Source organism: Streptomyces sp. NPDC027185, assembly GCF_055567035.1.
Map to the genome: position 1 here is coordinate 424,877 of NZ_JBVHRF010000006.1, position 25,745 is coordinate 450,621.

Here is a 25,745-nt window from a genome sequence, read left to right on the forward strand (position 1 = left end):
GCTCAGGCGGCCCGCGGCAGGTACGCCAGCCCGTGGGCGCCCGGTCCGCCGCGGCGCGGCACGTCGAGCCGGGCCAGCCGCTCCAGCGTCACCAGATCGACGAGGTCGACGGTGGAGGAGCCGGTGGCGGCCACGTAGCCGATCCGGCCGTCGGGCGACGAGGTGAGGCTCAGCGGCAGCGCCCCCACCTCCACCTCACCCAGCCGGCGGTGGTCGCCGGCGGCGAACACGGTGAGGCGCCCCGGCGCCGGCTCGCCCCCGGGCCCCCGGCGGGTCTCCCCCACGAGCAGCGTTCCGTCCGCCGTGGTGTGCACCGGCAGGACGACATCCCCGGCCGGCAGGGTGGCGGTCACCCGCAGCGTACGGGTGTCGATCACCCGCACCCCGGGCTCCGGCCGCTCCGCCCCGGGTGCGGAGGGCGCGCCGAACGCTCCGTAGGGCGCGGCGACGTAGAGACGCGACCCGTCCGGTGAGACCGCCAGCCCCTCGCTCCCCGGTACCTCGATCTTCGCGGTGAGCGCGCCGCTGCCGAGGTCCACGACGGAGACGAACGGCGCCTCCTTGTTGGTGGCGTAACCGGTCGTGCCGTCCGGGGAGAGGACGAACCAGTGCGGGCCGGGCGCGCCTGTGTCGATGCGCCCGAGGGGGCGCCGGGTCGCGGTGTCGATCACCACGACGCCGCCCGGCCGGTCCGCGGAGCCCTCGACGCTGACGTAGAGCCGCCCGCGCGCCGCGTCCAGCGCCAGACCGTGCGGCCCGTGCTCCGGAGCAAGATCGACGGTCTCGACGACGCGGCGGGTGTCGGCATCGAGGACGGTCACCTCGGTCCGCCGCCCGCTGTTGTCGTGGTAGACGCCGGAGAGGTACGGCGTGGTGCACCACAGCAGGCGCTGGGAGGGGTCGAAGCACAACTCGTGCGGTTCGGCGGCGAGTTCGGTGGTCCCGAGGTGCCGGTCGGTGGCGGCGTCGTGGAACGAGACGGTGGGCCCGGTCTGGCTGACCACGGCCAGGACGTCACCTTCACGACCGGCACGGGCGGACTGCGGCATGACGCGCTCCTTGGCGAAGAGGTGTCCCCGCGGACGCGGCGACCCCCTCACTCTCGGCGCCGACAGCGTTACGCAGCAATGCAAAAATAGGCACCACCTCATTGACGCAATGAGCAAAAATGCAGGTCAGGAAGGTTCCGGGGGTTATGGATCTCAATCTGCTGCACACTCTCGACGCGCTGCTCCAGGAGAACAGCGTGACCCGGGCAGCCGAACGGCTCGGCACCTCACCCGCCGCGGTCAGCCGCACGCTGGCCCGGCTGCGGCGCGCCGTCGGCGATCCGCTGCTGGTCCGCGCCGGGCAGACGATGGTGCCGACGCCGCGCGCCCTGGAACTGCGGGACCAGGTCGGCGGCGTCCTGCGCGACTGCGAGCGGCTGTTCCGCCCGTCGGCGCCGTTCCGCGCCGCCGACCTGGACCGCACCTTCACACTCCAGGCCAGCGACATCCTGCTGGCCGGGCTGGCCGGCCCGCTGACCGACCGGCTGCGCACGGCCGCCCCGCACGTCGATCTCGTCTTCCTGCCCGAGGCGGTGGAGGACGGCCCGGCGCTCCGCGAGGGCCGGGTCGACGTGGAGCTGGGCGTCCTCGACCACCTGGACCCGGAGACCCGTACGGAACCGCTCGCGCGGGTGACCCTGGTCGGCGTCGCCCGCGCCGGTCACCCGCTCTTCGACGGGCCGCTGACCGCCCGCCGGTTCGCCGCGGCGGACCACATCGGCATCTCCCGGCGCGGACGGCGCCACGGCCCCATCGACCGCGCCCTCGCCGACCTGGGCCTGCGCCGTCGCGTCGCCGCCGTCGTGCCCAGCCACATGAGCGCGATGCACCTGGCCCGCGACACCGACCTCGTCGCCCTGACGCTCCCCGGCTGGCTCCCGGACACCACCGGCGCGCTGGGCCTGCGTACCTTCCCCATCCCGCTCGACCTGCCGTCGCTCGACCTCGGCATGGCCTGGCACCCACGCCACGCCGCCGACCCGGCGCACCGCTGGTTCCGCGCCCAGGTGAAAGCGGTGGGGCCCCGGCCGCCCGCCGGGTGAACAGCCACCCCGGGGCCGCTTCACCCGGGCAACGAAAACGGCCCGTGATCGCGTTTCCGCTGATCACGGGCCGTTCCCCAACTGTGGCGGCGCCAGGATTCGAACCTGGGAAGGCGAAGCCGGCAGATTTACAGTCTGCTCCCTTTGGCCGCTCGGGCACACCGCCAGGGTTTGCTGCCGGGAGATCCGCTTGCTGCGGCGCTCCGTGGCAACGACGTAAACCATACCTGATGGCAGGGGGTGCTCCGCCACTCGGTTCCGTGGCCGGGGTCGCAGGTGGCGGGGGCGCCTCCTCTAGGCTGGCGGGGCGGTCCGGGACGGGCCGTTTCCCTGACGGACCTATCCACGAGGAGCCAACTCACCATGGCCGACTCCAGTTTCGACATCGTCTCGAAGGTCGAGCGGCAGGAGGTCGACAACGCCCTCAACCAGACCGCCAAGGAGATCTCGCAGCGCTACGACTTCAAGGGCGTGGACGCGTCGATCGCGTGGTCGGGCGAGAAGATCGAGATGAAGGCCAACGCCGAGAGCCGGGTGGCCGCCGTCCTCGACATCTTCCAGTCCAAGCTGGTCAAGCGCGGGGTGTCGCTGAAGGCGCTGGACGCGGGCGAGCCGCAGCTCTCCGGCAAGATGTACAAGATCTTCGCCTCCATCCAGGAGGGCATCTCGCAGGAGAACGCCAAGAAGGTCGCCAAGACCATCCGCGACGAGGGCCCGAAGGGCGTCAAGGCGCAGGTGCAGGGCGACGAGCTGCGGGTCAGCTCCAAGAGCCGCGACGACCTTCAGGCCGTCCAGCAGCTGCTGAAGGGCAAGGACCTGGACTTCGCGATCCAGTTCGTGAACTACCGGTAGTCACCGGCGTACGGCGGTGCGGGCCCGCGGAGCGGCACCGCGCCGCGGGCAGACGCGACGACCGGGTGGGGCGGCGGGCCGTGGGCGCGCCGCCCCACCGGCGTGTGCGGGCCCGTCGCTCCCACTCCGTGGCCCGTAGGTGGTCAGCGGGTGGCGAACGGCTCGTCCGTGGGCACGATCTCGCGGCCGAGCGGCATCAGGGAGATCGGGATCATCTTGAAGTTGGCGATGCCGAACGGGATGCCGATGATCGTGATGCAGAGCGCGATGCCGGTGAAGATGTGGCCCAGCGCCAGCCACCAGCCCGCGAAGATGATCCAGACGATGTTGCCGATCGTGGATCCGGCGCCCGCGTCCCGGCGTTCGACGGTGGTGCGGCCGAAGGGCCAGAGCGCGTAGCCCGCGATGCGGAAGGACGCGATACCGAACGGGATCGTGACGATCAGGACGCAGCAGATGATGCCCGCGAGGACATAGCCGAGCGCCATCCAGAAGCCGCTGAGGACCAACCAGATGACATTGAGGAGGAGCTTCATGATCGACAGCCTTCCACGGGCGGGACGACGGGTGCGTACGCCCTCGTAGACGCGGCGGCCGGTGGGGAACGTTGCGAGGCGGCCTCCCCGGGGTGCGGGGGCGGCCCGGCGGTCATATGTGAGGGCCGGCCATCCGCTCCAGACGGCTGATGCGCTCGCGCATCGGCGGGTGGGTGGCGAAGAAGCGTGACATGCCCTCGCCCGCGCGGAACGGGTTGGCGATCATCATGTGCCCCGCGGTCTCCAGCCGGGGCTCCGGTGGCAGCGGCAGCTGCTGGGTGCCCGCCTCCAGCTTACGGAGCGCGGAGGCCAGGGCGAGTGGATCGCCGGTGAGCCGGGCGCCCGACGCGTCGGCCTGGTACTCACGGGAGCGGCTGACGGCGAGCTGGATCAGGGAGGCGGCGAGCGGCCCCAGGATCATGATCAGCAGCATGCCGAACGCCCCGGGGCGGTCGTCGTCGTCCGAGCGGCCGGCCGGGAGCAGCCAGGCGAAATTCACCAGGAACATCACCACGGAGGCCAGCGCCCCGGCCACCGAGGAGATGAGGATGTCGCGGTTGTGGACATGGCTCAGCTCATGGCCGATCACCCCGCGCAGCTCCCGTTCGTCCAGCAGCTGGAGGATGCCGTCGGTGCAGCAGACCGCGGCGTTACGGGGGTTACGGCCGGTGGCGAAGGCGTTCGGCGCCTGGGTCGGGGAGAGGTAGAGGCGCGGCATGGGCTGGCGGGCGGCGGTCGACAGCTCACGGACCATGCGGTACAGACCGGGCGCCTCGAACTCGCTCACCGGGCGGGCCCGCATGGCCCGCAGCGCGAGCTTGTCGCTGTTCCAGTAGGCGTAGGCGTTCGTCCCCACCGCGACGAGCACGGCGACAATCAGGCCCGTACGCCCGAAGAAGCCGCCGATGACGAGGATGAGGGCGGACAGGCCGCCGAGGAGTACGGCGGTTCTGAGCCCGTTGTGCCGGCGGTGCACCGTACGCCCTCCAAGCGATCCGGCAGGGGAACCCTGTGCTGCGCGTTCCACCCTTCGGTGGATCCTTCCTCACTGGTCAACGCGGGATGAGGAAGGCAGGTTCCCCGGCCCTCCGCACCCGGGGAGGGCCGGTCGGGGTGGCCGCGGGGTGCCGGGCGGGTCCGTACGGCGGGCGCGGAGCGGTGGGTTCCGGCCGGGGAGCGGCGCCGGGCCGCAGCTACAGGAGGGTGCTCGCGGCGAAGCGCAGGACGAGCTGCGGGGCGCCGGAGAGGGCCACACCGAGGACGGTGGCCAGGGTGAGCGCGGCGGCGAGCGGGACGGGGATCCGGGCCGCCGCAGGACGCGCCGCGGCCGCTCCCCCGGCCGTGACCTCCACGGAAGCCGCGGTGTCCTCGGGGGCGCCGCGGAAGAGCACCGCCGTCCAGCGCAGGTAGTAGTAGAGCGCGATCACCACGTTGACGGCCATGACGACGGCGAGCCAGCCCAGGCCCGCGTCGACGGCCGCGGAGAAGACCGTGACCTTGGCGAACAGGCCGATGACGCCCGGCGGCAGCCCCGCCAGGCAGAGCAGGAAGAAGCCGAGGGCCAGTGCCACCACGGGGCGGCGGGCGGCGAGACCGCGGTAGTCGGTGAGGCGGTTGGCCGGGCTGGTGCGCGCCACCAGGGCGGCGACGGCGAACGCGCCGAGGTTCACCGCGGCGTACATCAGGGCGTACGCGACGGTCGACCCGATGGCGCGCCCGGGGGCGTCGGCGTACGCGGCGGCGGCGATCGGCACCAGCAGGTACCCGGCCTGGCCGACGGAGGACCAGGCCAGCAGCCGGACGGCGCTGTGGGCACGGTCCGGGTCCTGGCGCAGGGCCGCGACGTTGCCGACGGTCATGGTCAGCGCGGCCAGCACCGCCAGCGCCGGGCCCCAGACGTGCGCGTACGACGGGAAGCCCTCGACCGTGACGAGGATCAGGCCGGAGAAGCCGACGGCCTTGCCGATGACGGAGAGGTACGCGGCGATGGGCAGCGGGGCGCCCACATAGGTGTCGGGGACCCAGAAGTGGAACGGCGCGGCGGCGGTCTTGAAGGCGAAGCCGACGAGGGTGAGGGCGACGCCGGCGCTCGCGAGGGTGGCCAGGCGCGGGTCCGGGAGGTGGGCCAGCCCGTGGGCGACGCGGGTCAGGTGCAGGCTCCCGGTGGCGGCGTACAGGAAGCTGACGCCCAGGAGCATCACGGCGGTGGCGGCCACCGAGGAGAGGAAGAACTTCAGGGCCGCCTCGGAGGAGAGCCGGTCGCCGCGGCGCAGGCCGACCAGGGCGAAGGCGGGCAGCGAGGCCACCTCCAGGGCCAGGACGAGGGTCGCCAGGTCGCGGGAGGCGGGCAGCAGGGCGGCGCCGGCGGCCGAGGAGAGCAGCAGGAACCAGTACTCGCCCGCGGGCAGGCCGCCGTCCCGCACGGTGTCGATGGACAGCAGCGCGGTCAGCAGCGCGCCGGCCAGCACCAGGAACTGGATGACCAGGGCGAACGGGTCCGCGACATAGCTGCAGACGTCCCCGCCGCCGATGCAGAAGGTACGGCGGTCGCCGCCGATCAGCGGCAGCAGCGAGAGCCCGGCCAGGGCGAGACCCCCAGTGGCGAGCCACCCCAGGAGCGGCTTACGGGCCACCGGGAGGAACAGGTCCGCGACGAGCACCACCAGGGCGACGGCGGCGGTGATGACCGGCGGCGCCAGGGCGGCCCAGTCGACGGACTGCACCAGGGAGGCCGCACCGCTCGCGGCCGTCGGGATCATCGGGCTGGTCACTTGCCGCCTCCGAGGAGCTGCTGGACGGCCGGGTCGGTGAGGCCGAGGAGGGCCGCGGGCCACAGTCCGGCGAGGACGGTGAGGGCGGCGAGGGGGAACCAGGCCGCGTATTCGTGACGGGCGATGTCGGGGAGCACGGCGCCGCCCGCGGGCCGCCCGGTGGCGGGCCGCCTGCCCGGGGCAGCGCGGTGCGCGGCCTCCTCCGGGGAGGCGGTGCCCTCCTCGACCGCGGCGGCGGGCTCGTCGGCCCCCGGGGTGGCGCCCATGCAGACGCGGCGGACGACGAGCAGCAGGTACGCGGCGGTCAGCAGGGTGCCGAGTCCGGCCAGCGCCATGAAGGTGAGGAACGCGGGGCGGCTGAGCCCGGGGGCCGGGTGGAACGCGCCGAACATGGCGAGCATCTCGCCCCAGAACCCGGCCAGCCCGGGGATGCCCAGGGAGGCCACGGCGGCGAAGGCGAGGAAGGCGCCGAAGCGGGGCGCGCGCCCGTAGAGGGCGGCGCCGGTGGCTCCGGCGAGGGTGTCGAGGTCGGTGGTACCGGTGCGGTCCCTGAGGGCGCCGACCAGGAAGAAGAGCAGGCCGGTGATGAGACCGTGGGCGATGTTGGCGAAGAGCGCGCCGTTGACGCCGGTGGGCGTCATGGAGGCGATGCCGAGCAGCACGAAGCCCATGTGGCCGACGGAGCTGTACGCGATCAGGCGCTTCAGATCGCCCTTGGCGCCCTTGCGGACCAGTGCGAGGCAGGCGAGCGAGCCGTAGACGATGCCGACGGCGGCGAGGGCCGCGAGGTAGGGCGCGAAGGTGTGCATGCCCTCGGGCGCGATCGGCAGCGCGATCCGTACGAAGCCGTACGTGCCCATCTTCAGCAGGACGCCGGCGAGCAGCACCGAGCCGACGGTCGGGGCGGCGGTGTGAGCGTCCGGCAGCCAGCTGTGCAGCGGCCACAGCGGCGACTTCACGGCCAGACCGATGCCGATCGCGAGCACCGCGACAAGCTGAACGGTGTGGCTGAGCTGGGCTTTCGGGCCGTTGTCAGTGGCGAGTGCCACCATGTCGAACGTGCCGCTCTTCACACCCACGAGGAGCAGGCCGAGCAGCATGACGACGGAACCGAGCAGCGTGTAGAGGATGAACTTCCAGGCGGCCGCCTGCCGGCCGCCCGGCTCCCGGCCGGACGGAGCGCCGGACACCGCGCCGCCGGCATTGCCGCCCCAGCGGGCGATGAGGAAGTACATCGGGATGAGCACCATCTCGAACGCGAGGAAGAACAGCACGAGATCGAGGACGGCGAAGGTGGCGAGGGTGCCGGACTCCAGCAGGAGGAGCAGCGCGACGAACGCCTTGGGGGACGGCCCCTTGGGCATCGAGAAGTAGCTGTAGAGCGCGCAGAGGAAGGTCAGCAGCGCGGTCAGGACGACGAGGGGGAGCGAAATGCCGTCGATGCCGAGGTGGACACGGATGTCCAGCGCGGGGATCCAGCTGAGGTCCGTGGTGGCCTGCATCGTGGCCGGGTGGCCGTGGTCGAAGCCGATGGCCAGGGCCACGGCCGCGGCGAGGACGACACCGGTGACGGTCACGCCGTGGCGCAGGACGGCCTGGTCCGGGCCGCGGCCGCGGAGGCCGGGCGGGGCCGGGAGCAGCGCGGCGGCGGCGCCCAGCAGCGGGAGCACGACGACGGCCGCGAGGAGCAGCTGCATAGCGGTGTGATTCATGGTCAGGCTCCGGTGCCCGTGGCGACGAGGACGGCGGCGACGGCCAGGACGAGCGCGCCCGCGAGCAGTGCGCCGAGGTAGGTCTGCACATTGCAGGTCTGGGCGCGGCGGACGGCGGCGCCCAGCCAGCGGGGCCCGGTTCCGGCGGCGCGGACGTAGGCGTCGACGACCTCACGGTCGAGGAAGCGGACGAGGACCGCGGCGGCGCGGACGGGCCGCACGAACAGCGCGGTGTATACGGCGTCGAGATGGAAGCCCGCGGCCGCGGGGCGGTACAGCGGTCCGAGCAGCACCCGGCCGGGGTCGGTGGCGGCGTCGTCCGCCGCGGTGCGGGTGGCCGGGGCGGTGGTGTGGCGCCAGGTCGCGTAGGTGACGAGGCCGCCGACGAGGGCGATGCCGGTGCCCAGGACGGAGGTGGTGAGGGCCGGGGTGAGGGAGCGTCCGTCGAACCGGTCGGGCAGGAGCGGAGCGGCCAGGCCGAAGGCGGCGGTGGGGACGAAGAGGACCCACAGCACGGCCTTCATGGCGAGGGGCTGCGGGCCGTGGTCGGGGGCCTCGGGCCCGCTGCCGCGGAAGGCGAGCAGCCACAGCCGGGTGGCGTATCCGGCGGTGAGGAGGGCGGCGATCAGTCCGGAGACCAGGACGGTCCAGCCGGCCGCGCCGGGGATGCCCGCGGCCCCGCCGGTGGCGGCGTGTTCGGCGGCGCCGAGGACGGCCTCCTTGGAGAAGAAACCGGAGAACGGCGGGATCGCGGCGAGCGCGAGGAGCGCCACGGTGACGGTCCAGAAGGCGTCCGGGACGCGCCGGTCGAGGCCGCTCATCCGGGACATGGCGGAGAGCGAGTTGGTGCCGGCGGCGTGGATGAGCGCCCCGGCGCCCAGGAAGAGGAGCGCCTTGAAGGCGCCGTGGGAGAGGAGGTGGAAGACGGCGGCGCCGCGGTCGCCGACGGCCAGCGCGCCGGTCATGTAGCCGAGCTGGCCGATGGTCGAGTAGGCGAGGACGCGTTTGACGTCGTCCTGGGCGAGCGCGGCCAGACCGGAGCCGATCATCGTGACCGCCGCCATGACGGCGAGGACGACCAGCGCCGCGGCGGAGGCGGCGAAGACGGGGAGGAGCCGGGCGACGACGTAGACACCGGCGGCGACCATCGTCGCGGCGTGGATGAGCGCCGAGACGGGGGTGGGGCCGGCCATCGCGTCGGGCAGCCAGGTGTGCAGCGGGAACTGCGCGGACTTGCCCGCGACACCGGCGAGCAGCAGCAGCGCGATCAGCGTCGGGTGGTCGAGACCGTCGCGGGCGACGGAGCCGAGGATGCCGGTGATGCGGAACGTCCCGGTGTCGGCGGCGAGCGCGAAGATACCGAAGAGGAAGGGGACGTCGCCGAGCTTGGTGACGAGGAACGCCTTGAGGGAGGCGGCGCGGGCGGCCTCGGTCTCCCAGTAGTGGCCGACGAGGAAGTACGAGCAGATGCCCATGATCTCCCAGCCGACGAGCAGCACCATCAGGTCGCCGGTGTAGACGACGAGCAGCATCGCGGAGGTGAAGAGCGAGACCAGCGCGGCGTAGGAGGGGTAGCGCGGGTCGTCGCGCAGATAGCCGGTGGAGTAGATCTGCACGCAGGTCGCGACCACGCCGACGAGGACGGCGATGAGGACGGCGAAACCGTCGAGGTGCAGGGCCAGGTCGATGGGGACGGAGCCGGTCGGGGTGAGCCGGGTGGCGACGTCGGTGGCGGGCCCGGTGCCCACCCCGGCGGCGGTGACGACGGCGAGCACGGCGGCGGCGAGCGTGGGCAGCACGGCGAGCGGCCGGACGAAGCCGGGGGCGCGGCGGCCCAGGAAGAACCCCGCGACCGCGCCGAGGAACGGCAGGAGGGGGACGAGGACGGCGGTGGTCGTGGGTGTCACGCGGTGGCCTCCGCCTTGGTGTCCGGCTGCGGGTCCGTGGTGCCGTCGGCGTCCGGGGCGTCCGGCGTGTCGGCGAGTTCGCGCAGCCGGTCGATGTCGGAGGTGCCGCGGTGGCGGTGGACGAGCAGCACGATCGCCAGGCCGATGCCGATCTCGGCGGCGGCGACGGCGATGGTGAAGAGGGTCAGTGCCTGACCGGCGTGGAGGGTGTCGCGCAGCCAGGCGTCGAAGGCGACGAGGTTGAGGTTGACGGCGTTGAGCATCAGCTCGACGGACATCAGCACCAGGATCGCGTTGCGGCGGGCGAGCACGCCGTACAGCCCGGTGCAGAAGAGGAGGGCGGCGAGGACGGCCGGATAGACGAGATGCATCAGCGCTGCTCCTCCCGCGGGGCGGGGCCGGGGCCTTCGGAGACGTCCGCGGGGGCCGCGCCGACCGGGGTACCCGACGTGCCCGGTGCCGTGGCCGTGGCCGTACCGCCCCCGCCGGGGCCGGCCGTGCCGGTGCCCTTGCGGGAAAGGACGATCGCGCCGACCAGGGCGGCGAGCAGCAGGACGGAGAGGGCTTCGAAGGGAAGGACCCAGTACTGGAAGAGGCTGCGGCCGGTGGTCTCGGTGGTGCCCTGCGGGGTGCCCAGCTCGATCCAGGTGGCGCGGAAGGCGTCGACGACGACCCAGACCAGGGCGACGGCGGAGGCGGCGGCCACGGCGACGGCGGCCCAGCGGTTGCCGGAGTCGGCGTCCGGCGACCGGCCGATGGGCGCCCTGGTGAGCATCAGCCCGAAGAGCAGGAGGACGACGACGGAGCCGACGTAGATCAGGACCTGGACCCAGGCGATGAACTCCGCGGTCAGCAGCAGGTACTCGACGGCGGTGCCGCCGAGGGCGACGACCAGCCAGAGCGCGGCGTGCACGAGCTGCCGGGTGGTGACGGTGACGACCGCGGCGCCGAGGGTGACGAGACCGACGAGGAGAAAGGCGATCTCGACGCCGGTGGGGGTGAGGAAGCCGTGGTTCGCGGCGGCGAGCGTCACGCGTCCTCCCCGGGGGCCTCGGTGTCGGCCGCGGCCTGCTGGGCGGCGAGCTTGTCGGCCGCCTTACGGGCGGCGGCGATCTCCTTCGGCTCCTCGGCGGCGGGGTCGAGGGCGGGCGGTTCGGGCACGGTCCACATCCACTCGCGGAGTTTGTCGCGCTCGTGGGTCAGCTCGCGGATGTCGGTCTCGGCGTACTCGAACTCCGGTGACCAGAAGAGGGCGTCGAAGGGGCAGACCTCGATGCAGATACCGCAGTACATGCAGAGGGAGAAGTCGATGGCGAACCGGTCGAGGACGTTACGGCTGCGCTCGCGGCCTCCCGGGGCGGCGGGCGGCACCGTCTCCTTGTGGGAGTCGATGTAGATGCACCAGTCGGGGCATTCGCGGGCGCAGAGCATGCAGACGGTGCAGTTCTCCTCGAACAGTCCGATGACGCCGCGGGTGCGCGGCGCGAGGTCGGGCTGGGCGTCGGGGTACTGCGCGGTGGTGGTGCGCTTCGTCATCGTCCGGAGGGTGACGGCGAGGCCCTTGGCGAGCCCGGAGCCGGGGAAGCCGGACGGCTTGGACTTCTTGTCGGCGGCCATCTCAGGAGGTCACCACCTTGACGACGCCGGTGAGGGCGATCTGGACGAGGGCGAGCGGGATGAGGACGGTCCAGGCGAGCTTCTGCAGCTGGTCCTCGCGCAGCCGCGGATAGGTGACCCGCAGCCAGATGATGACGAAGGCGAGGACGGCGGTCTTGAGCAGCGTCCACAGCCAGCCGAGGCCGTCGGCGCCGAACGGGCCGTGCCAGCCGCCGAGGAAGAGGACGGAGGTCAGCGCGCAGAGCACGACGATGCCCGCGTACTCGGCGAGCAGGAAGAGCGCGAACCGCAGGCCGGTGTACTCGGTGTACGCACCGAAGATGATCTCCGAGTCGGCGACCGGCATGTCGAACGGCGGCCGTTGCAGCTCGGCGAGGCCGGCCACGAAGAAGACCACACCGCCGATGAGCTGCCACGGCACCCACCACCAGTGGAAGGAGTCGAGGATCCCGGGCAGCGAGAGGGTGCCGGCCGCCATCGCGACGGAGGCGGCGGCGAGCAGCATCGGCAGTTCGTAGGCGAGCAGCTGGGCGGCCGTGCGCAAGCCGCCGAGCAGGGAGAACTTGTTGGCCGACGCCCAGCCCGCCATGATCGAGCCGAGGACGCCGACGCCCATCACCGCGAGGACGAAGAAGAGGCCCGCGTCGAGGCTCTGGCCCACGGCGTCGCCCGGTCCGATCGGGACGGCGGCGAGGACCAGCAGGTACGGCAGCAGGCCGACGGCGGGCGCGAGCTGGAAGATCCGCCGGTCGGCACCGGCCGGGACGATGTCCTCCTTCTGCGCGAACTTCACCCCGTCCGCGACGAGCTGCGCCCAGCCGTGGAACCCGCCCGCGTACATCGGTCCGAGACGGCCCTGCATATGGGCCATGACCTTGTGTTCGGTCTGGCCGACGACCAGCGGGAGGACGAGGAAGGCGACGAAGACGGCGAGCAGGCGCACCACGATGTCGAGAGCGTCGCTCATGGGGTGTCGCCTCCTGCCGGGTCCTGGTGGGGGGTGGCCTCGCCGGTGCCGGCGGTTCCGCCGGTGGCCAGATCCTGGCCGGGGCCGGATTCCTCGCCGGTGCCGGCGGATTCGGCGGGGCCGGGTTTCTCCTCCGGGCCGGTTTCCCCGCCGGGGCCGGTCCTGTCGTCCGTACCGGATCCGGTGCCGTCGGGAGCCGCGTCCGCCGGGGCGGGGCCGGGCTCCTCGAAGGCCGGGCGGGCGTGGTGCCAGGGGGCGTCCGAGGAGGTGGCGGTGGGCCTGGACGGGCGGGAGGCCGCGCCGCCCGCCGACGTGTCCGGCTTCGCGGGCGCCTCGGGCTCGGCGGACGCCTCGGGTCCGGCGGACGTCTCCGGTCCGGCCGTCGCCCCGGGCTTCGCCGCGGCCTCGGGCCTGACCGCCGTCTCAGGCTTCGCGGACGTCTCAGGCTCGGCGGACGCTGCCGTTCCCGCGGACGCCCCCGGCTCGGCCGAAGCAGCGGACCCGGCCGGAGTCGCAGGTCCGGCCGGAGCGGCCGGGGCCTCGTGCCCGGCCGGTCCGGGCGGTGTGGCCGGGGCGACCGGAGCAGTCGGTGTCTCGCCTCCCGCAGGCGCGGAATCCGTGGCCGGGGTCGTGCGCTGGCTGGCCGAGCCGGCGCTCGCCGAGCGGGTGCGGCGGGCGGGGCGTTCGCCCGCCGCCGGGCGCTCCGCGGCGGCGCGGCCGGCACCGGCCGCCCGCCCCGCACCGGCGGCCCGCGCCCCGCCGGCCGCGCGGGCGCCGCGCGCCGGGCGGGCCGGGGCCGGAGGCAGCTGACCCTTGAGCGGGCCCCATTCGTTCGGGTCGGGGACACCGGGCGGCAGCATCTGACGGCGCTTGGGGCCGCCGTGCTCGGACTCGCCCGGTTCCTTGGCGCCCGGCCACGCCTTGGCGACCCGCGCGGCGAGGACGAAGTCCTTGCGCAGCGGGTGGCCTTCGAAGTTCTCCGGGAGCAGCAGCGGGGCGAGGTGCGGATGGCCGGTGAAGTCCACGCCGAACATCTCGTGCGTCTCGCGTTCGTGCCAGGCGGCGCCCGCGTACACGCCGGTGGCGGTGGGCAGCACCGGCGCGTCGTGCGGCACGGTCGTACGGACCAGCAGCCGCCGCACGGTGCCGGGGCGGGAGACGTCGGCGAGGTGCGCGCAGATCCTAAAGCCGGTGCCGGGCTCGTCGACGGCGCTCAGCCAGTCGAAGTAGGTGCAGTTCAGGGCGGTGCGGGCGGCGGTCAGGGCCTCGACCCAGCGGTCGGCCGGTACGTCGACAGTCAGCAGGTCGTAGGCGCTCTCCGCGGTGGCGCCCGCGCCGAAGAGAGCGCTCGCCGGGCCGGGCAGCCAGCCGACGACAGGCTCGGCCGCCTCGTCCGCCGGTGCCTCCGCCGACGTGTCCACCGGCTCGCCCGTCGGCTCGTTCGTCGGCTCGCTCATCGGGGCTCCTCCCCCGGGCCGCCGGGTTCCGGCGCGGCGGACGTGCCGGGCGCCGGGGGCGCCACCAGGCCGCTGCGCAGCGCGTTCACCGGCGCCGCGGGCGTCTTGGCGGTCCCGTACCGCTCGCCCAGCGACTCGCGGGCGATCTTCTCCTGGAGCTTGAGGATGCCCTGGAGCAGCGCCTCCGGGCGGGGCGGGCAGCCCGGTACGTACACGTCCACCGGAATGATCTGGTCCACGCCCTTGGTCACCGAGTACGAGTCCCAGTACGGGCCGCCGCAGTTGGAGCAGGCGCCGAAGGAGATGACGTACTTCGGCTCGGGCATCTGCTCGTAGAGGCGCTTGACGGCCGGGGCCATCTTGTCGGTGACCGTGCCCGAGACGACCATCAGGTCGGCCTGGCGCGGGCCGGGCGCGAACGGGATGACGCCGAGCCGGATGAAGTCGTGGCGCGCCATGGACGCGGCGATGAACTCGATGGCGCAGCAGGCGAGGCCGAAGTTGAAGACCCAGAGGCTGTAGCGGCGGCCCCAGTTGAGGACCACCTTCATCGGTTCGGGCGCCAGGCGGGCGAGCGTGCCCAGGCGGCGCGGCATCGGCAGATCGGCGGGGGCGGAGCCCTCGGCCGCTGCCGACGCGCCGTCGGGGGCGGGGGTCACGTCCATTCCAGGACGCCCTTCTTCCATGCGTAGAGCAGGCCGACGGTGAGGAAGCCCAGGAAGATGAACATCTCCACGAGCGTGACGCCGCCGAAGCCGGGGGCGGCGAAGACCGTCGCCCAGGGGAACAGGAAGATCGAGTCGACGGCGAAGATCACGTAGAGGAACGCGTAGACGTAGTAGCGGACCTGGGTGTGCGCCCAGCCCTCGCCGACCGGGTCCACACCGCATTCGTACGTCAGCAGCTTCTCGGGCGTCGGCACCACGGGCCGCAGCAGCCGCCCGGCGCCGAAGGCCACGGCCACGAAGAGGACACCGACGACGGCGACCAGGCCGACGAAGGAATACCCCTGGAAGTACTCCGCGGCGCTGGTGATGGTGCGCACGGTCGTGTCGTCCGGCACGTCCGCCCCTCGCTCCCTGACTGCGCTTGTTCAACGACTTCGACGATCTGTACGCACGGAGTCTAGGCCCTGCTCTTCCCGCGCTGAGCAGCCGCGTCGCGCCGCCGGTGGGGTTGACCCCACTTCGTCCCGGCTCCGCGGCCGCCTGCCGGACGGTCCTGCCCGCCATACGGACAGGGCCGGGAAGCGGCGCGGCCCTGTCCGTACGGCGTCCGGCCGGGAGCCGTACCCGGCGGTCAGCCCCCGGCGCCGTCCGGACGGGGCAGCGGACCGCCGTCGAAGGGGCTCCGCTCGTCGGGAGGCGGATCGAAGGGGCTCCGCTCGCCACCGCCCGGCCGCCCCGCCTCCGGGGACGCCGCCTGGGGGTGCCGGGTGGCACGCAGCGGTTCCGGCTGCCCCGGCGGGACGGCGCCGGGCTGCTGCGGCTGTCCGTACGGGGCCGCCTGGGGGTGCGGCGACGAAGGCGGCGGCTGCGTCTCCTGTGGTGGACGGGGCTGCATGTACGGGTTGTCGTACGGCGATACGGGGTGCTGCGGTGCGGGACCGGGCTGCGGGGGAAGAGGAGCCGCACCGGGTGCCTGCGGCGGCAGGGGATGCGGGAGAGGCAGGGGCTGCTGGGGAGTGAGGGGTTGCTGCGGTGCGTAGGTGCCCTGTGGAGTGTGGGCCTGCTGGGATGCCTGGCTCTGCTGAGCTGCCCGGCTCTGCTGCGTCGGTTGTCCTTGGTGGGTGAGCTGGGTCTGGTGCGGTACATGCCCCTGATACGGCCCGTGGGGCTGCTGGGGCGCCTGCACCTGGTGCGGAGGCAGGCCCTGGTGCGGCAGGGGGTGCTGAAGGTTCGGCTGGTGCGCGGGCTGTCCCTGCGGCTGCGGCGAACCGGCCGGGGCGGGCGGCTGCGCCCCCGCGGCGGAGGCGGCGACCGGCCCGGCGGGAAGGACCGCGGCCGATCCGGCGGGCGCGCCCGTGGCGGGCCCGGCGGGAACCACCGTGGCGGGCCCCGCGACCGGCCCGGCAGGGTCGGCGGTGCCGGGGACGACCGTCGGCACCGGGCGCGGGTGGGCGGCGGCGGAACCGGCGGGGCGGACGACGCCGTGGGCGACGTACGGTGCGCCGCCGGGCGCGGGCCGGTCGGAGGGGCGGCGGCCGGGTTCGCGGGAGACCGCGCGGTTCATCACCTCGGCGGCGATCCGGGCGGCGGCCGCCAGGGTCCGGGCGCCCAGCAGCTCCGTACGGATCGCGCCGCCCGCGGCCAGATGGCGGTCGTAGGGCAGCGGCAGCACCGCCGCGCCGCCCGCGCCGAGGTGGGTGGTGGCCGTACGGGCGTCGACGCCGCTGTCGGGCGCCGGATGGGTGAGGACGACGACGGTGGTCGGCAGCAGCCCCGGGTGCAGCCCGCCGACCCAGTCCAGTACGGAACGGGTGGCCGCGACGCCCTCCCGGGTGGCCGGGGTGACCAGCACCCGGGCCTGCGTGGTGACCAGCGCGGTACGGGCCACCTCGGCGGGCAGGGTCTCGCAGTCGACGACGGTGGCCGCGAAGTGCCGCCGCAGCGAGGTCATGACGGTGCGGTACGTGTCGAGGTCCAGCCGGGTGCCGATCGCGCCCTGACTGCCGGGCAGCAGCCAGCCGCCGCCCGCGAACGGCAGGAGATAGCCGGTCAGGTCGGTGATCGGCATCGCCGGGTCGACGATCTCCGCCAGATCGCTGCCCGACCAGCGCACCTCGCGCGCGCCCAGCCGGTGCGGCAGCGTGCCGAGCGCCGGATCGGCCTCGACGGCCAGCACCGGATCGGGCCGGTGCTGGGCGTAGATCAGCGCGAGCAGCGCCGCGACGGTGGACTTGCCCGCGCCGCCCCGGATGCTGGAGACCGCGATCTGCCGCCCGGTGACGACCGGTTGCCCGATGGCGGATGCCTCCTTCGTGTCCGCCGCCGTCCCGGAGGCGGGCGACGACGCGAACACCTTCCGCAGCGCCCGCCCGGCCCGCCGCCCGAGCGGATCACCACGCCGCGGCTCGCGCCGCCCGCCGGCCAGTTCGGGCGGCAGCAGCGGTACGGACACGGGCGTCCGCGACGGAACCCCGGGACGTCCGTACCGCGCGGGGACGGGCGCCGCGTCCGTAGGCGCGACGGGTGCGGGCAAGGCCCGCGCCGAACCGTCGACGGGTGCGGGCGCGGTCCGGGCCGGGGCCGGTGCGGCCGGGGGCCGCGCCTCACCGGGAGCGCCGGGAGCGGCCGGGCCCGGGGCCGGGCCGGCGGATACGGGCGGGCCCGCGGCCGGGCCGGGGGCCGCAGGAGCAGCCGGGTCCGGTGCCGCGTCGGCGGCGGGTGCGGGCAGGGCCTGACCTGCGGCGGAAGCCATCGGAGCGGCCGGCTCCCGTACCTCGTCCAAAGGCGCGGGAGCGGCGGGGGCACGGCCCTGCCCCGGGGGTGCGGGCGCGGCATCGGGCGGGGACGGCGCTCCGCCCGGCGCCGGGTCCGCACCGGCGCCCGGCCGCGGGTGGGGACCGCCAGGCGGTGGGCCCGGGACCGTCGCGGGCCCCGCCTCACCCCCGGCGCGCGCCGTCTGCGCGGGCGCCCCCGGTTCCGCCGCGGGCGCCCCCGCGGCATCCGCTCCGGGCGCCCCCGGGACGTTCGCGTCGGATCCCTCGGGGGCGTCCGCTCCGGGAGCCTCCGATGCGTCCCTCATCCCTTCCCCTGCCGCCACGCTCCGCCGCCCCTCTTCCTCCGGTGTCCCCGGTGTCTCCGGCCGGACCGGCCGCTCCCTCTCCTCCGGCCGTTCCTCCGGGACCGACCGTCCCGGCCGTTCGGACGCCGTCGACTCTTCCGACCGCTCAAAGGTGTCCGGCGGTTCCGGGAGAGCGGACGCGCCCTGCGCGGCCGTCTCCGCCGCCGGTGGCCGCCGCGCCCCGGGCGTCCGCTCCGTACCGTTCATCCGCTGGTCCGTTCCTCCTCCGCCGCCGCGCGTCAGAACGCGTTCCCGGGCAGGGCGTACGCGCCCGGGGCGCCCGCCGTCGCCGGGGTCAGGGGCACGACCGCCACCGACTCGGCGCGGACGGCGGCGCACCCCGGGCCGGGTTGCGGGGCCGTGGTGCGCAGGGCGCGGAGGGCGGCGGTCCCGGCGAGGCGGGGCGCGCCGCCCGGGGGCGCGTACCGGGAGGCGTGCGCCCCGAGCGTGCAGCCGGGGAGCGACAGGGCCGCTCCGGTGGCGCGTCGGGCGGCCCGAGGCGCGGCCAGGGCGGCGCCCGCGACGCCGGACAGCACCCCGGCGACGCCCGGCCACAGCGCGGCGCTCACCCCACCGCCGTACCGGCGACCGGCGCCGGGGCCCGCGACGGCGCCGCGCGGACCGCTCGCCGCGCCCGCCGTCACCACGGCGCTCCGCGCGCGCCGGCTCCGCATCTCCCGTGGGGCGGCGACCTCGGCGGCACGGCCGTCGTCCGGGCGGACGCCGGGCATGAACGGGTCCTGGATCAGGTGGAGTTCGACGTCGTCGACGCCTCTCCCGGCGGCGAGGGGGACGATCGGTGCGCGGACGGTGCCGTCGTCGGTGACCGGCCATCGCGCCCCGGGCCCGGCCGGGCGCGCGCCGAGCAGCCGCAGCAGCTCCGGCAGGGGCGCCCCTACAGGTTCCCCGGACGGGACGACCAGGCCGGTGCGCCGATCCCCTTCGGTGATGAGGGCGGCCCGGCCCAGGGGGGTGCACCGCCCCTCGGGGGCGCTCACGGTCGCGCTCACGCCGGGACCTCCGTCCGGCGGCGACCCGCCCAACAGCCCTCAACCGTCAGCGCTTTGCCCCCGTCCAGGGATACATGCCGGGTTTGCCGCGACCGAGCGGCGCCCCTTTCCGGCGACCGACCACCCTCGTCCCGCGTCATCGCCCGTCACCCCTCCCCTGTACGCACGGCGACACCCTACGGTCACTCCCGCGCGCACCGGCCCCGGACACCCCGATCGTGGACCCCGCCGGAACCGACAAAAGGGCAGGTCAGAGCCGGTAGCGGGGCGAGCGTCCCGCACAGGGGCAAGTCGGCACGAGGGGGTCTCGGACACCCCGGCGCACCCGAGGGCGGCCACCCCGGGCCCCGCGGAACGGTCACCCCGAAGGGGCCCCGACGGTGACGGGTACATCCGGGCGCGAACACCACCGACGAGCCCGGGGCCGCACCCCGCGAATCCCGGAGCCCGCGGCCGCTCCGCCTCCGCCCCCGGTAGCGCGCCCGGCAAGCGCCCGCGCCCGGCACCGAACCCTCCGGCCGGCGCCTCCGCCCGAGGCGGCCACCCCGCCCCGGAGTGACAGGGATCACCTTTCCCCACCCGTCAGTCGTGCCCCACTCTTCCCAGAACGACCGCACCGCTCTCCTCCGGCCCAGGCGCACGCCGTGCACCCCGGGGGACGTAGGTCCGGAGCCCTAGCACCATTGCCGGAGCACCTACAGAGTCCGGAGCGCCTCGGGAGAGCAGGGATGTAACCAGTGTTTTCATGACAATTCGCAAGCAGCAGCCGTCTCACGAGAGCGTCCATCATGTGATCGGCCCAGGGAAGGTGACCCTTACCCCCGTACGATGGTGAGGGGACCGTCCGGTCGGCATGACACGTCCCGAGCCCGCCTCCGGCGGGGAGCCGTACCCCTCTAGGGAGGTCCGAAGCAGTGACCAGCCAGGTCAGCAGCACAGCCGAACAGGCCGACGGAGCACACGTCGGGGAACAGCGCTCCTTCGGTGACGGAGGCACAGGCAAGGAGGTCCGGCGCCTGGACCGGGTGATCATCCGTTTCGCGGGCGACTCGGGCGATGGCATGCAGCTCACGGGTGACCGGTTCACGTCCGAGACCGCGACTTTCGGTAATGACCTGTCGACGCTGCCGAACTTCCCCGCCGAGATCCGTGCTCCTGCCGGAACCCTCCCGGGCGTTTCGAGTTTCCAGCTGCATTTCGCCGATCACGACATCCTCACCCCGGGCGACGCTCCCGATGTGCTGGTGGCGATGAACCCCGCCGCCCTCAAGGCGAATCTGGCGGACGTGCCGCACGGTGCGGAAATCATCGTCAACACCGATGAATTCACCAAACGGCCGATGGCGAAGGTCGGTTATGCGACCAGCCCGCTGGAGGACGGTTCGCTGGAGGCGTACCGCGTCCATCCGGTGCCGCTGACGACGCTGACGATCGAGGCGCTGAAGGACTTCGGGCTCTCCCGCAAGGAGGCCGAGCGCAGCAAGAACATGTTCGCGCTGGGTCTGCTCTCGTGGATGTACCACCGTCCGACGGAGGGCACGGAGAAGTTCCTGGCGGCGAAGTTCGCGAAGAAGCCGGATATCGCCAAGGCGAATGTCGCGGCTTTCCGGGCGGGCTGGAATTTCGGGGAGACGACCGAGGATTTCGCGGTCTCCTACGAGGTCGCCCCCGCCACGAAGGCGTTCCCGACGGGGACGTACCGCAACATCTCCGGAAACCTGGCCCTGTCCTACGGACTGGTCGCCGCCGGTGTGCAGGCGGAGCTGCCGGTATATCTGGGCTCGTATCCGATCACGCCGGCTTCCGACATCCTGCACGAACTGTCGAAGCACAAGAATTTCGGTGTGCGCACCTTCCAGGCGGAGGACGAGATCGCCGGTATCGGCGCGGCGCTGGGCGCGGCGTTCGGCGGCTCGCTGGCGGTGACGACGACGTCCGGCCCCGGTGTGGCGCTGAAGTCGGAGACCATCGGACTCGCCGTCAGCCTCGAACTGCCGCTGGTCATCGTCGACATCCAGCGCGGCGGGCCGTCGACGGGGCTGCCGACCAAGACCGAGCAGGCCGATCTGCTGCAGGCGATGTACGGGCGCAACGGTGAGGCGCCGGTGCCGATCGTGGCGCCGAAGACCCCCGCCGACTGCTTCGACGCGGCGCTGGACGCGGCCCGGATCGCGCTGACCTACCGCACCCCGGTGTTCCTGCTGTCCGACGGCTACCTCGCCAACGGCTCCGAGCCGTGGCGCGTCCCGGAGACCGGTGAACTGCCCGATCTGCGCGTCGACTTCGCGACCGGCCCCAACCACACCCTGGCCGACGGCACCGAGGTGTTCTGGCCCTACAAGCGCGACGAGCACACCCGCGCGCGTCCGTGGGCGGTGCCGGGCACGCCGGGGCTGGAGCACCGGATCGGCGGCATCGAGAAGCAGGACGGCACGGGCAACATCTCCTACGACCCGGCCAACCACGACTTCATGGTCCGCACCCGCCAGGCCAAGGTCGACGGCATCGAGGTGGCCGACCTGGAGGTCGACGACCCCACCGGCACCGCCACCACCCTCGTGCTGGGCTGGGGCTCCACCTACGGCCCCATCACCGCGGCCGTCCGCCGGCTGCGCGCCGCCGGCACCCCGATCGCCCAGGCCCATCTGCGCCACCTCAACCCCTTCCCCAAGAACCTCGGCGACGTCCTGAGCGCCTACGGCAAGGTGGTCATCCCCGAGATGAACCTCGGCCAGCTCGCCACCCTCGTCCGGGCGAAGTACCTGGTCGACGCCCGCTCCTACACCCAGGTCAACGGCATGCCGTTCAAGGCCGAGCAGCTCGCCACGGCTCTCAAGGAGGCCATCGATGACTGAGACGATCCCCGGCCCCGCCGCCTCCGGGCCGCAGGCACTGGCGCTGGTCCCCAAGGCCGAGGCCAAGCAGTCCATGAAGGACTTCAAATCGGACCAGGAGGTCCGCTGGTGCCCCGGCTGCGGTGACTACGCCGTCCTCGCCGCCGTCCAGGGCTTCATGCCCGACCTGGGCCTGGCGAAGGAGAACATCGTCTTCGTCTCCGGCATCGGCTGCTCGTCCCGCTTCCCGTACTACATGAACACCTACGGGATGCACTCCATCCACGGCCGCGCCCCCGCCATCGCCACCGGCCTGGCCTCCGCCCGCCGCGACCTGTCGGTGTGGGTCGTCACCGGTGACGGCGACGCGCTGTCCATCGGCGGCAACCACCTCATCCACGCGCTGCGCCGCAACGTCAACCTCAAGATCCTGCTGTTCAACAACCGGATCTACGGTCTGACCAAGGGCCAGTACTCGCCGACGTCCGAGGTCGGCAAGATCACCAAGTCGACGCCGATGGGGTCGCTGGACGCGCCGTTCAACCCCCTGTCGCTGGCGCTGGGGGCGGAGGCGTCGTTCGTCGCCCGCACCGTCGACTCCGACCGCAAACACCTCACCTCGGTGCTGCGTGCCGCCGCCGACCACCCGGGCACCGCGCTGGTGGAGATCTACCAGAACTGCAACATCTTCAACGACGGCGCCTTCGAAGCGCTCAAGGACAAGGACCGCGCCCAGCAGGCCGTCATCCGGCTGGAGCACGGACAGCCGATCCGCTTCGGCACCCCCGCTCCCGACGGCCTCGGCTCCCAGGGCGTCGTCCGCGACCCGGCCACCGGCGATCTGAAGATCATCGACGTGACCGAGGAGGGCACCGACGCGGTCCTCGTCCACGACGCCCACAGCCCGTCGCCGACCACCGCCTTCGCCCTCACCCGCCTCGCCGACCCCGACACCCTCCACCACACCCCCATCGGTGTGCTGCGGGACGTCCGGCGCCCGGTCTACGACACCCTCATGGCCGAGCAGCTCGACGCCGCCGTCGAGCAGAAGGGCAAGGGTGACCTCGGCGCCCTCCTGGCCGGCAACGACACCTGGACGGTCGTCGGCTGAGCACCGCCCCCGCACGCTCCTCCCGGTGCCCCCACCTGGCTCGTCCGGTGGGGGCACCGGTGCGTTCCACGGCTGTGACCAGGGCGTTCCGGCGGTGCGGGGTGGTACGTCGCCGGACCGTCCGATGGTCATGACCGTATGCCGGTACGCACATGACAGGCGGGCGGTGCGGCGCTACCGTCGCAGGGTCGGCATCGCCCGCCCGGGGTAGGCCGGGCAGCATCGGGAGGGCTCCTTGGACTCTGGGAACACGCAGCGCACAGGGCTCGCGTACGGTCTCGCCGCGTACGGCATGTGGGGGCTGCTGCCGCTCTACTGGCATCTGCTGGACGCCGCGGCGCCGGCCGAGATCCTGGCGCACCGCATGGCGTGGTCGCTGCCGGTCGCCGGGCTCATCCTGGTGGTGCTGCGGCGCTGGTCGTGGGTGCGTCCGCTGCTGCGGCAGCCGCGCCGGATGGCACTGGTCGCGGCGTGCGCGGCGGTCATCTCCGTCAACTGGTTCCTGTACATCTGGGCGGTGAACGCCGGACACGTGCTGGAGGCGTCGCTCGGGTACTTCATCAATCCGCTGGTCAGCATCGCCTTCGGGGTGCTGGTGCTGCGCGAGCGGCTACGGCCGTTGCAGTGGACGGCGGTGGGTGTGGGCACCCTCGCGGTGCTGGTGATGGCCGTCGCCTACGGCCGGGTGCCATGGATCTCGCTGGTCCTGGCCTTCTCGTTCGCCACGTACGGCCTGCTCAAGAAGGGCATCAAGCTCGACGGTGTGGACGGGTTCGCCGCGGAGACAGCGGTGCAGTTCGTACCCGCGGTGGGCTTCCTGATCTTCCTCGGCGTCCGTGGCGACTCGGCGTTCGTGAGCGGCGGCACCGGCACGGCGCTGCTGCTCGTGGGCTGCGGGGTCGCGACGGCGGTGCCGCTGATCTGCTTCGGCGCCGCGGCGGTCCGGCTGCCGCTGACGACGATCGGGATGCTCCAGTACCTGGCGCCGACGTTCCAGTTCGCACTGGGCCTGCTGGTGTTCCACGAGTCGATGCCGCCGGAGCGGTGGGCCGGTTTCGCCCTGGTGTGGCTGGCGTTGGCCCTGCTGACCTGGGACGCGCTGCGGACCGCCCGTACGGCCCGAGCGGCCGTGGCGGCCGCCGGACGCCGCGCCGCCGCCGCGACGGCGGCCCGGGAGAGCGCGGTCGGCGGCGGTGCGGCCGGTGGCGGTGCGGCCGGTGGCGGTGCGGTCAGTCGCAGTGCGGTCGAGAACGGGGCGGCCGGGAGCCCCGCTGCCCGGGAGCCCGGGGCTCCGCTTGCGGCGGGGGCCGGGGAGGAACCGATGGCCTGAACGGGTGGCCTGAGGGCCGGGGTCGCTGCGGCTTCGGGGAGGCGTTCGGCTTCGGGGATGTTGCGGCTTCCGGGATGCTGTGGCTTCGGTGCGGCTCTGAAGCCGCTCAGCACTGAGACCTCAGCACCCCGAGGTGTTCCCCGGGGAGCTGAGGCGCCCCGCGGGCTCGTACGAACTGACGGCGGCGGGCCCGGCAGCCCCGGGGGGCGCCGCCCGGCGCCGGTCAGGGCCGGACCGATCAGGGTCGGGCGGCGGCTGCGGCGACGGGTGCCGAGGCCGCCGGTGCTGCGCGGCCCGGACGCCCCCGCCCCAGGGGCGCGCCGGTCGGTGCCGGGCGTCCCTGGGGCCGGAGGGCCTACTCGGCGGCGTGGGCGGTGTTCGCCGTGTTGACCAGGGTCCGGCGGTCGACGGCGCCGACGTAGACCGTGCCGTCGTCGGTGATCAGGGCGTTGACCAGGCGGGTGGTGAAGACCCGGCCGGTGCCGAAGTCGCCGTGGACCTTGTCGCCGAGGCTGTCGAGGAAGGAGCCCACCCCGCCCTTACCGGTCGGCAGCTGACCACCTGCGCCCTTCAGCACGGCGACGCGGTCCCAGCCCTTGCCGAGGACCGTGATGTTCTCCGGGCCCTTGGTGTTCCGCGCGCCCTTACCGTCACGGAACTCCTTGAACCCCTTGAACCCCTCGGTGCCGTGGAGACCGTCCTTCCCCGGGTGCGTCCGCGGGGCATCGGTGATCTTCGCGCCGCGGGGCGGGGCGAACGACGAGGCGGCCGGGCGGGCGAAGTCGACGGTGGTGAAACCCGCGTCCACGAGGGGGGCGCCCCCGCCGCGGGGCAGCAGCGAGAACTTCAGCGGCACGCCGTTGGCGGCATCCACCGCGATCCGCACCGACCCGACCGTCGATCCCTTCTGCTTCGGCGTCAGCACCAGCTGGTACGCGTCCCGCCCGGCGACCTTCGCGGTGTCACCGACGGTGACGGAGGTGCTGTCCCCGGCGGCCTCCAGCACCTGCCGGGCCAGCTCCTGCGGGGTGGCCCCGGCCAGGTCACGCGGCGGCTTCGCGCCGTGCCGCGGACCGTGCGCGGCGTCCGCGGGCCGCTCGGAGCGGACGGCGGTGTGGGTGCCGCTGTCGTACGCCCAGGCGTGGGCACCGTCGTGAATCAGGCTGTACTCGGAACCGCCGTCGACGAAGGTGACGCGCTGCTTGGCGGGGCCGTCGGCCGCGACGCGCAGGGTGTGGGAGCCGGAGGCCAGCTCCATCAGCTTGTTCCGCGGCGACTTCGAGGCGCCGCCGTCGCCCGCTCCGGGGCCGTCCGCGCCGCCGAAGCCCGGGAAGGCGCCGTCCGCGCCCGGCAGCGACGGCAGGCCCAGGTCCGTGGTGACGCGGACCGTGCCGGACAGCTGCTGGGTCTCGGACCCGGCCATCTTGGTGAGAAGCTGCTGCGCCGTGATCTTCGGCAGATCGGGGGAGCCCACGCCGGCGAACGCCGGGACCAGGCCGACCGTCGCCACCACCCCCACCACCGCGGCCGGGATTCCGTACCGGACGGCCTTGCTGCGCTTCACCGGGACGTCCCCCGCCAGGTCCGGGGCGCCCGCGGTGGCGTCTGTCGGTTCGTTCCGTGGCATGTGCCTACCTCCGTCGTGAGCGGCGGACCCGCGCTGCGCACCGGTCCCCCCGGGCCCCATCGTGGCCGTACCCGCCGCGTTGTGGTGACTCTCATCCCATCAAACCGGCCGTGGTACCGCGTCAACCCGCAGAGCC

The 25,745-nt window shown here is 73.8% G+C and carries 21 protein-coding genes and 1 tRNA gene; 5 read left to right on the forward strand and 17 right to left on the reverse strand.

Translation table 11 applies throughout. From position 1 onward, the window contains the following. Positions 1-2 precede the first annotated feature (2 nt). The gene (locus ACZ4M8_RS21925) at positions 3-1,049 is read right to left on the reverse strand and encodes a YncE family protein (protein ID WP_467609751.1); all 1,047 of its coding nucleotides are present in this window, start codon (positions 1,047-1,049) and stop codon (positions 3-5) included. A gap of 146 nt (positions 1,050-1,195) precedes the next feature. Here ACZ4M8_RS21925 and ACZ4M8_RS21930 point away from each other — a divergent pair, with 146 nt between their 5' ends. After that, a complete protein-coding gene (locus tag ACZ4M8_RS21930) occupies positions 1,196-2,092 on the forward strand; it encodes a LysR family transcriptional regulator (protein ID WP_467609753.1) in 897 nt (298 codons plus the stop codon). An 84-nt stretch (positions 2,093-2,176) separates the two neighbouring features. On the opposite strand, the gene ACZ4M8_RS21935 is transcribed toward ACZ4M8_RS21930, so the two are convergent. Further along, positions 2,177-2,258 (reverse strand) — tRNA-Tyr (locus ACZ4M8_RS21935). Between the two features lie 197 nt (positions 2,259-2,455). On the opposite strand from ACZ4M8_RS21935, the gene ACZ4M8_RS21940 reads away from it, so the two are divergent. After that, positions 2,456-2,944 (forward strand): YajQ family cyclic di-GMP-binding protein, encoded by a 489-nt coding sequence (locus ACZ4M8_RS21940; protein ID WP_399089144.1) that lies wholly within the window; start codon positions 2,456-2,458, stop codon positions 2,942-2,944. A 143-nt stretch (positions 2,945-3,087) separates the two neighbouring features. On the opposite strand, the gene ACZ4M8_RS21945 is transcribed toward ACZ4M8_RS21940, so the two are convergent. The 14 genes from ACZ4M8_RS21945 to ACZ4M8_RS22010 form a co-directional block, all read right to left on the reverse strand. After that, positions 3,088-3,480 carry a YccF domain-containing protein gene (locus tag ACZ4M8_RS21945; RefSeq protein WP_467609755.1) on the reverse strand — a complete coding sequence of 131 codons (393 nt, stop codon included), beginning with the start codon at positions 3,478-3,480 and terminating at the stop codon, positions 3,088-3,090. 112 nt (positions 3,481-3,592) lie between these two features. Next, entirely contained in the window at positions 3,593-4,456 is an 864-nt protein-coding gene (htpX, locus tag ACZ4M8_RS21950) for a zinc metalloprotease HtpX (protein WP_467609757.1), read from the reverse strand. Positions 4,457-4,673: 217 nt separating this feature from the next. Continuing rightward, a complete protein-coding gene (locus ACZ4M8_RS21955) occupies positions 4,674-6,239 on the reverse strand; it encodes an NADH-quinone oxidoreductase subunit N (RefSeq protein WP_467610011.1) in 1,566 nt (521 codons plus the stop codon). Between the two features lie 8 nt (positions 6,240-6,247). Next, positions 6,248-7,963: a complex I subunit 4 family protein gene (locus ACZ4M8_RS21960; RefSeq protein ID WP_467609759.1), complete on the reverse strand. Its 1,716-nt coding sequence runs from the start codon at positions 7,961-7,963 to the stop codon at positions 6,248-6,250. A 2-nt stretch (positions 7,964-7,965) separates the two neighbouring features. Further along, positions 7,966-9,870, reverse strand: a complete 1,905-nt coding sequence (locus ACZ4M8_RS21965; RefSeq protein WP_467609761.1) for an NADH-quinone oxidoreductase subunit 5 family protein — start codon at positions 9,868-9,870, stop codon at positions 7,966-7,968. Beyond that, positions 9,867-10,241, reverse strand: a complete 375-nt coding sequence (nuoK, locus tag ACZ4M8_RS21970) for an NADH-quinone oxidoreductase subunit NuoK (protein WP_467609763.1) — start codon at positions 10,239-10,241, stop codon at positions 9,867-9,869. Before nuoK ends, ACZ4M8_RS21965 begins: the two co-directional genes overlap by 4 nt. Next, on the reverse strand, positions 10,241-10,903 hold the full coding sequence (locus ACZ4M8_RS21975) for an NADH-quinone oxidoreductase subunit J family protein (protein ID WP_467609765.1): 663 nt from the start codon (positions 10,901-10,903) through the stop codon (positions 10,241-10,243). Before ACZ4M8_RS21975 ends, nuoK begins: the two co-directional genes overlap by 1 nt. Beyond that, entirely contained in the window at positions 10,900-11,487 is a 588-nt protein-coding gene (locus ACZ4M8_RS21980) for a NuoI/complex I 23 kDa subunit family protein (protein ID WP_467609767.1), read from the reverse strand. Before ACZ4M8_RS21980 ends, ACZ4M8_RS21975 begins: the two co-directional genes overlap by 4 nt. A 1-nt stretch (position 11,488) precedes the next feature. Then, positions 11,489-12,454 (reverse strand): NADH-quinone oxidoreductase subunit NuoH, encoded by a 966-nt coding sequence (nuoH, locus tag ACZ4M8_RS21985; protein ID WP_467609769.1) that lies wholly within the window; start codon positions 12,452-12,454, stop codon positions 11,489-11,491. Continuing rightward, the gene (locus ACZ4M8_RS21990; protein ID WP_467609771.1) at positions 12,451-13,911 is read right to left on the reverse strand and encodes an NADH-quinone oxidoreductase subunit C; all 1,461 of its coding nucleotides are present in this window, start codon (positions 13,909-13,911) and stop codon (positions 12,451-12,453) included. Before ACZ4M8_RS21990 ends, nuoH begins: the two co-directional genes overlap by 4 nt. Then, positions 13,908-14,576 (reverse strand): NADH-quinone oxidoreductase subunit B, encoded by a 669-nt coding sequence (locus ACZ4M8_RS21995; RefSeq protein WP_467609773.1) that lies wholly within the window; start codon positions 14,574-14,576, stop codon positions 13,908-13,910. Before ACZ4M8_RS21995 ends, ACZ4M8_RS21990 begins: the two co-directional genes overlap by 4 nt. Further along, complete coding sequence (locus ACZ4M8_RS22000) at positions 14,567-14,974, reverse strand: NADH-quinone oxidoreductase subunit A (protein WP_399089112.1); 408 nt, start codon at positions 14,972-14,974, stop codon at positions 14,567-14,569. The genes ACZ4M8_RS21995 and ACZ4M8_RS22000 overlap by 10 nt, the downstream gene beginning before the upstream one ends. A gap of 236 nt (positions 14,975-15,210) precedes the next feature. After that, positions 15,211-17,031, reverse strand: a complete 1,821-nt coding sequence (locus ACZ4M8_RS22005) for a hypothetical protein (RefSeq protein ID WP_467609775.1) — start codon at positions 17,029-17,031, stop codon at positions 15,211-15,213. Between the two features lie 905 nt (positions 17,032-17,936). After that, positions 17,937-18,707, reverse strand: coding sequence for a hypothetical protein (locus ACZ4M8_RS22010; RefSeq protein WP_467609777.1), 771 nt, complete (start codon positions 18,705-18,707; stop codon positions 17,937-17,939). Positions 18,708-19,621: 914 nt separating this feature from the next. Between ACZ4M8_RS22010 and ACZ4M8_RS22015 the strand changes: the two genes are divergently transcribed. The 3 genes from ACZ4M8_RS22015 to rarD all read left to right on the forward strand — a co-directional run bounded on the left by ACZ4M8_RS22015 (position 19,622) and on the right by rarD (position 23,982). After that, positions 19,622-21,562 (forward strand): 2-oxoacid:acceptor oxidoreductase subunit alpha, encoded by a 1,941-nt coding sequence (locus ACZ4M8_RS22015; protein WP_467609779.1) that lies wholly within the window; start codon positions 19,622-19,624, stop codon positions 21,560-21,562. Further along, the gene (locus tag ACZ4M8_RS22020; protein WP_467609781.1) at positions 21,555-22,652 is read left to right on the forward strand and encodes a 2-oxoacid:ferredoxin oxidoreductase subunit beta; all 1,098 of its coding nucleotides are present in this window, start codon (positions 21,555-21,557) and stop codon (positions 22,650-22,652) included. The genes ACZ4M8_RS22015 and ACZ4M8_RS22020 overlap by 8 nt, the downstream gene beginning before the upstream one ends. Before the next feature lie 292 nt (positions 22,653-22,944). After that, positions 22,945-23,982, forward strand: coding sequence for an EamA family transporter RarD (gene rarD / locus ACZ4M8_RS22025; protein WP_467610013.1), 1,038 nt, complete (start codon positions 22,945-22,947; stop codon positions 23,980-23,982). Between the two features lie 355 nt (positions 23,983-24,337). On the opposite strand, the gene ACZ4M8_RS22030 is transcribed toward rarD, so the two are convergent. After that, entirely contained in the window at positions 24,338-25,609 is a 1,272-nt protein-coding gene (locus tag ACZ4M8_RS22030; protein WP_467609783.1) for a LolA family protein, read from the reverse strand. Between the last annotated feature and the right edge of the window lie 136 nt (positions 25,610-25,745).

Coding starts and splice junctions, on each gene's coding strand:
- ACZ4M8_RS21925 (WP_467609751.1), bottom strand. CDS start 1,049: ATGCCGCAGTCCGCCCGTGCCGGTCGTGAAGGTGACGTCCTGGCCGTG.
- ACZ4M8_RS21930 (WP_467609753.1), top strand. CDS start 1,196: ATGGATCTCAATCTGCTGCACACTCTCGACGCGCTGCTCCAGGAGAAC.
- ACZ4M8_RS21940 (WP_399089144.1), top strand. CDS start 2,456: ATGGCCGACTCCAGTTTCGACATCGTCTCGAAGGTCGAGCGGCAGGAG.
- ACZ4M8_RS21945 (WP_467609755.1), bottom strand. CDS start 3,480: ATGAAGCTCCTCCTCAATGTCATCTGGTTGGTCCTCAGCGGCTTCTGG.
- ACZ4M8_RS21955 (WP_467610011.1), bottom strand. CDS start 6,239: ATGATCCCGACGGCCGCGAGCGGTGCGGCCTCCCTGGTGCAGTCCGTC.
- ACZ4M8_RS21960 (WP_467609759.1), bottom strand. CDS start 7,963: ATGAATCACACCGCTATGCAGCTGCTCCTCGCGGCCGTCGTCGTGCTC.
- nuoK (WP_467609763.1), bottom strand. CDS start 10,241: ATGCATCTCGTCTATCCGGCCGTCCTCGCCGCCCTCCTCTTCTGCACC.
- ACZ4M8_RS21980 (WP_467609767.1), bottom strand. CDS start 11,487: ATGGCCGCCGACAAGAAGTCCAAGCCGTCCGGCTTCCCCGGCTCCGGG.
- nuoH (WP_467609769.1), bottom strand. CDS start 12,454: ATGAGCGACGCTCTCGACATCGTGGTGCGCCTGCTCGCCGTCTTCGTC.
- ACZ4M8_RS21990 (WP_467609771.1), bottom strand. CDS start 13,911: ATGAGCGAGCCGACGAACGAGCCGACGGGCGAGCCGGTGGACACGTCG.
- ACZ4M8_RS21995 (WP_467609773.1), bottom strand. CDS start 14,576: ATGGACGTGACCCCCGCCCCCGACGGCGCGTCGGCAGCGGCCGAGGGC.
- ACZ4M8_RS22020 (WP_467609781.1), top strand. CDS start 21,555: ATGACTGAGACGATCCCCGGCCCCGCCGCCTCCGGGCCGCAGGCACTG.
- rarD (WP_467610013.1), top strand. CDS start 22,945: ATGTGGGGGCTGCTGCCGCTCTACTGGCATCTGCTGGACGCCGCGGCG.
- ACZ4M8_RS22030 (WP_467609783.1), bottom strand. CDS start 25,609: ATGCCACGGAACGAACCGACAGACGCCACCGCGGGCGCCCCGGACCTG.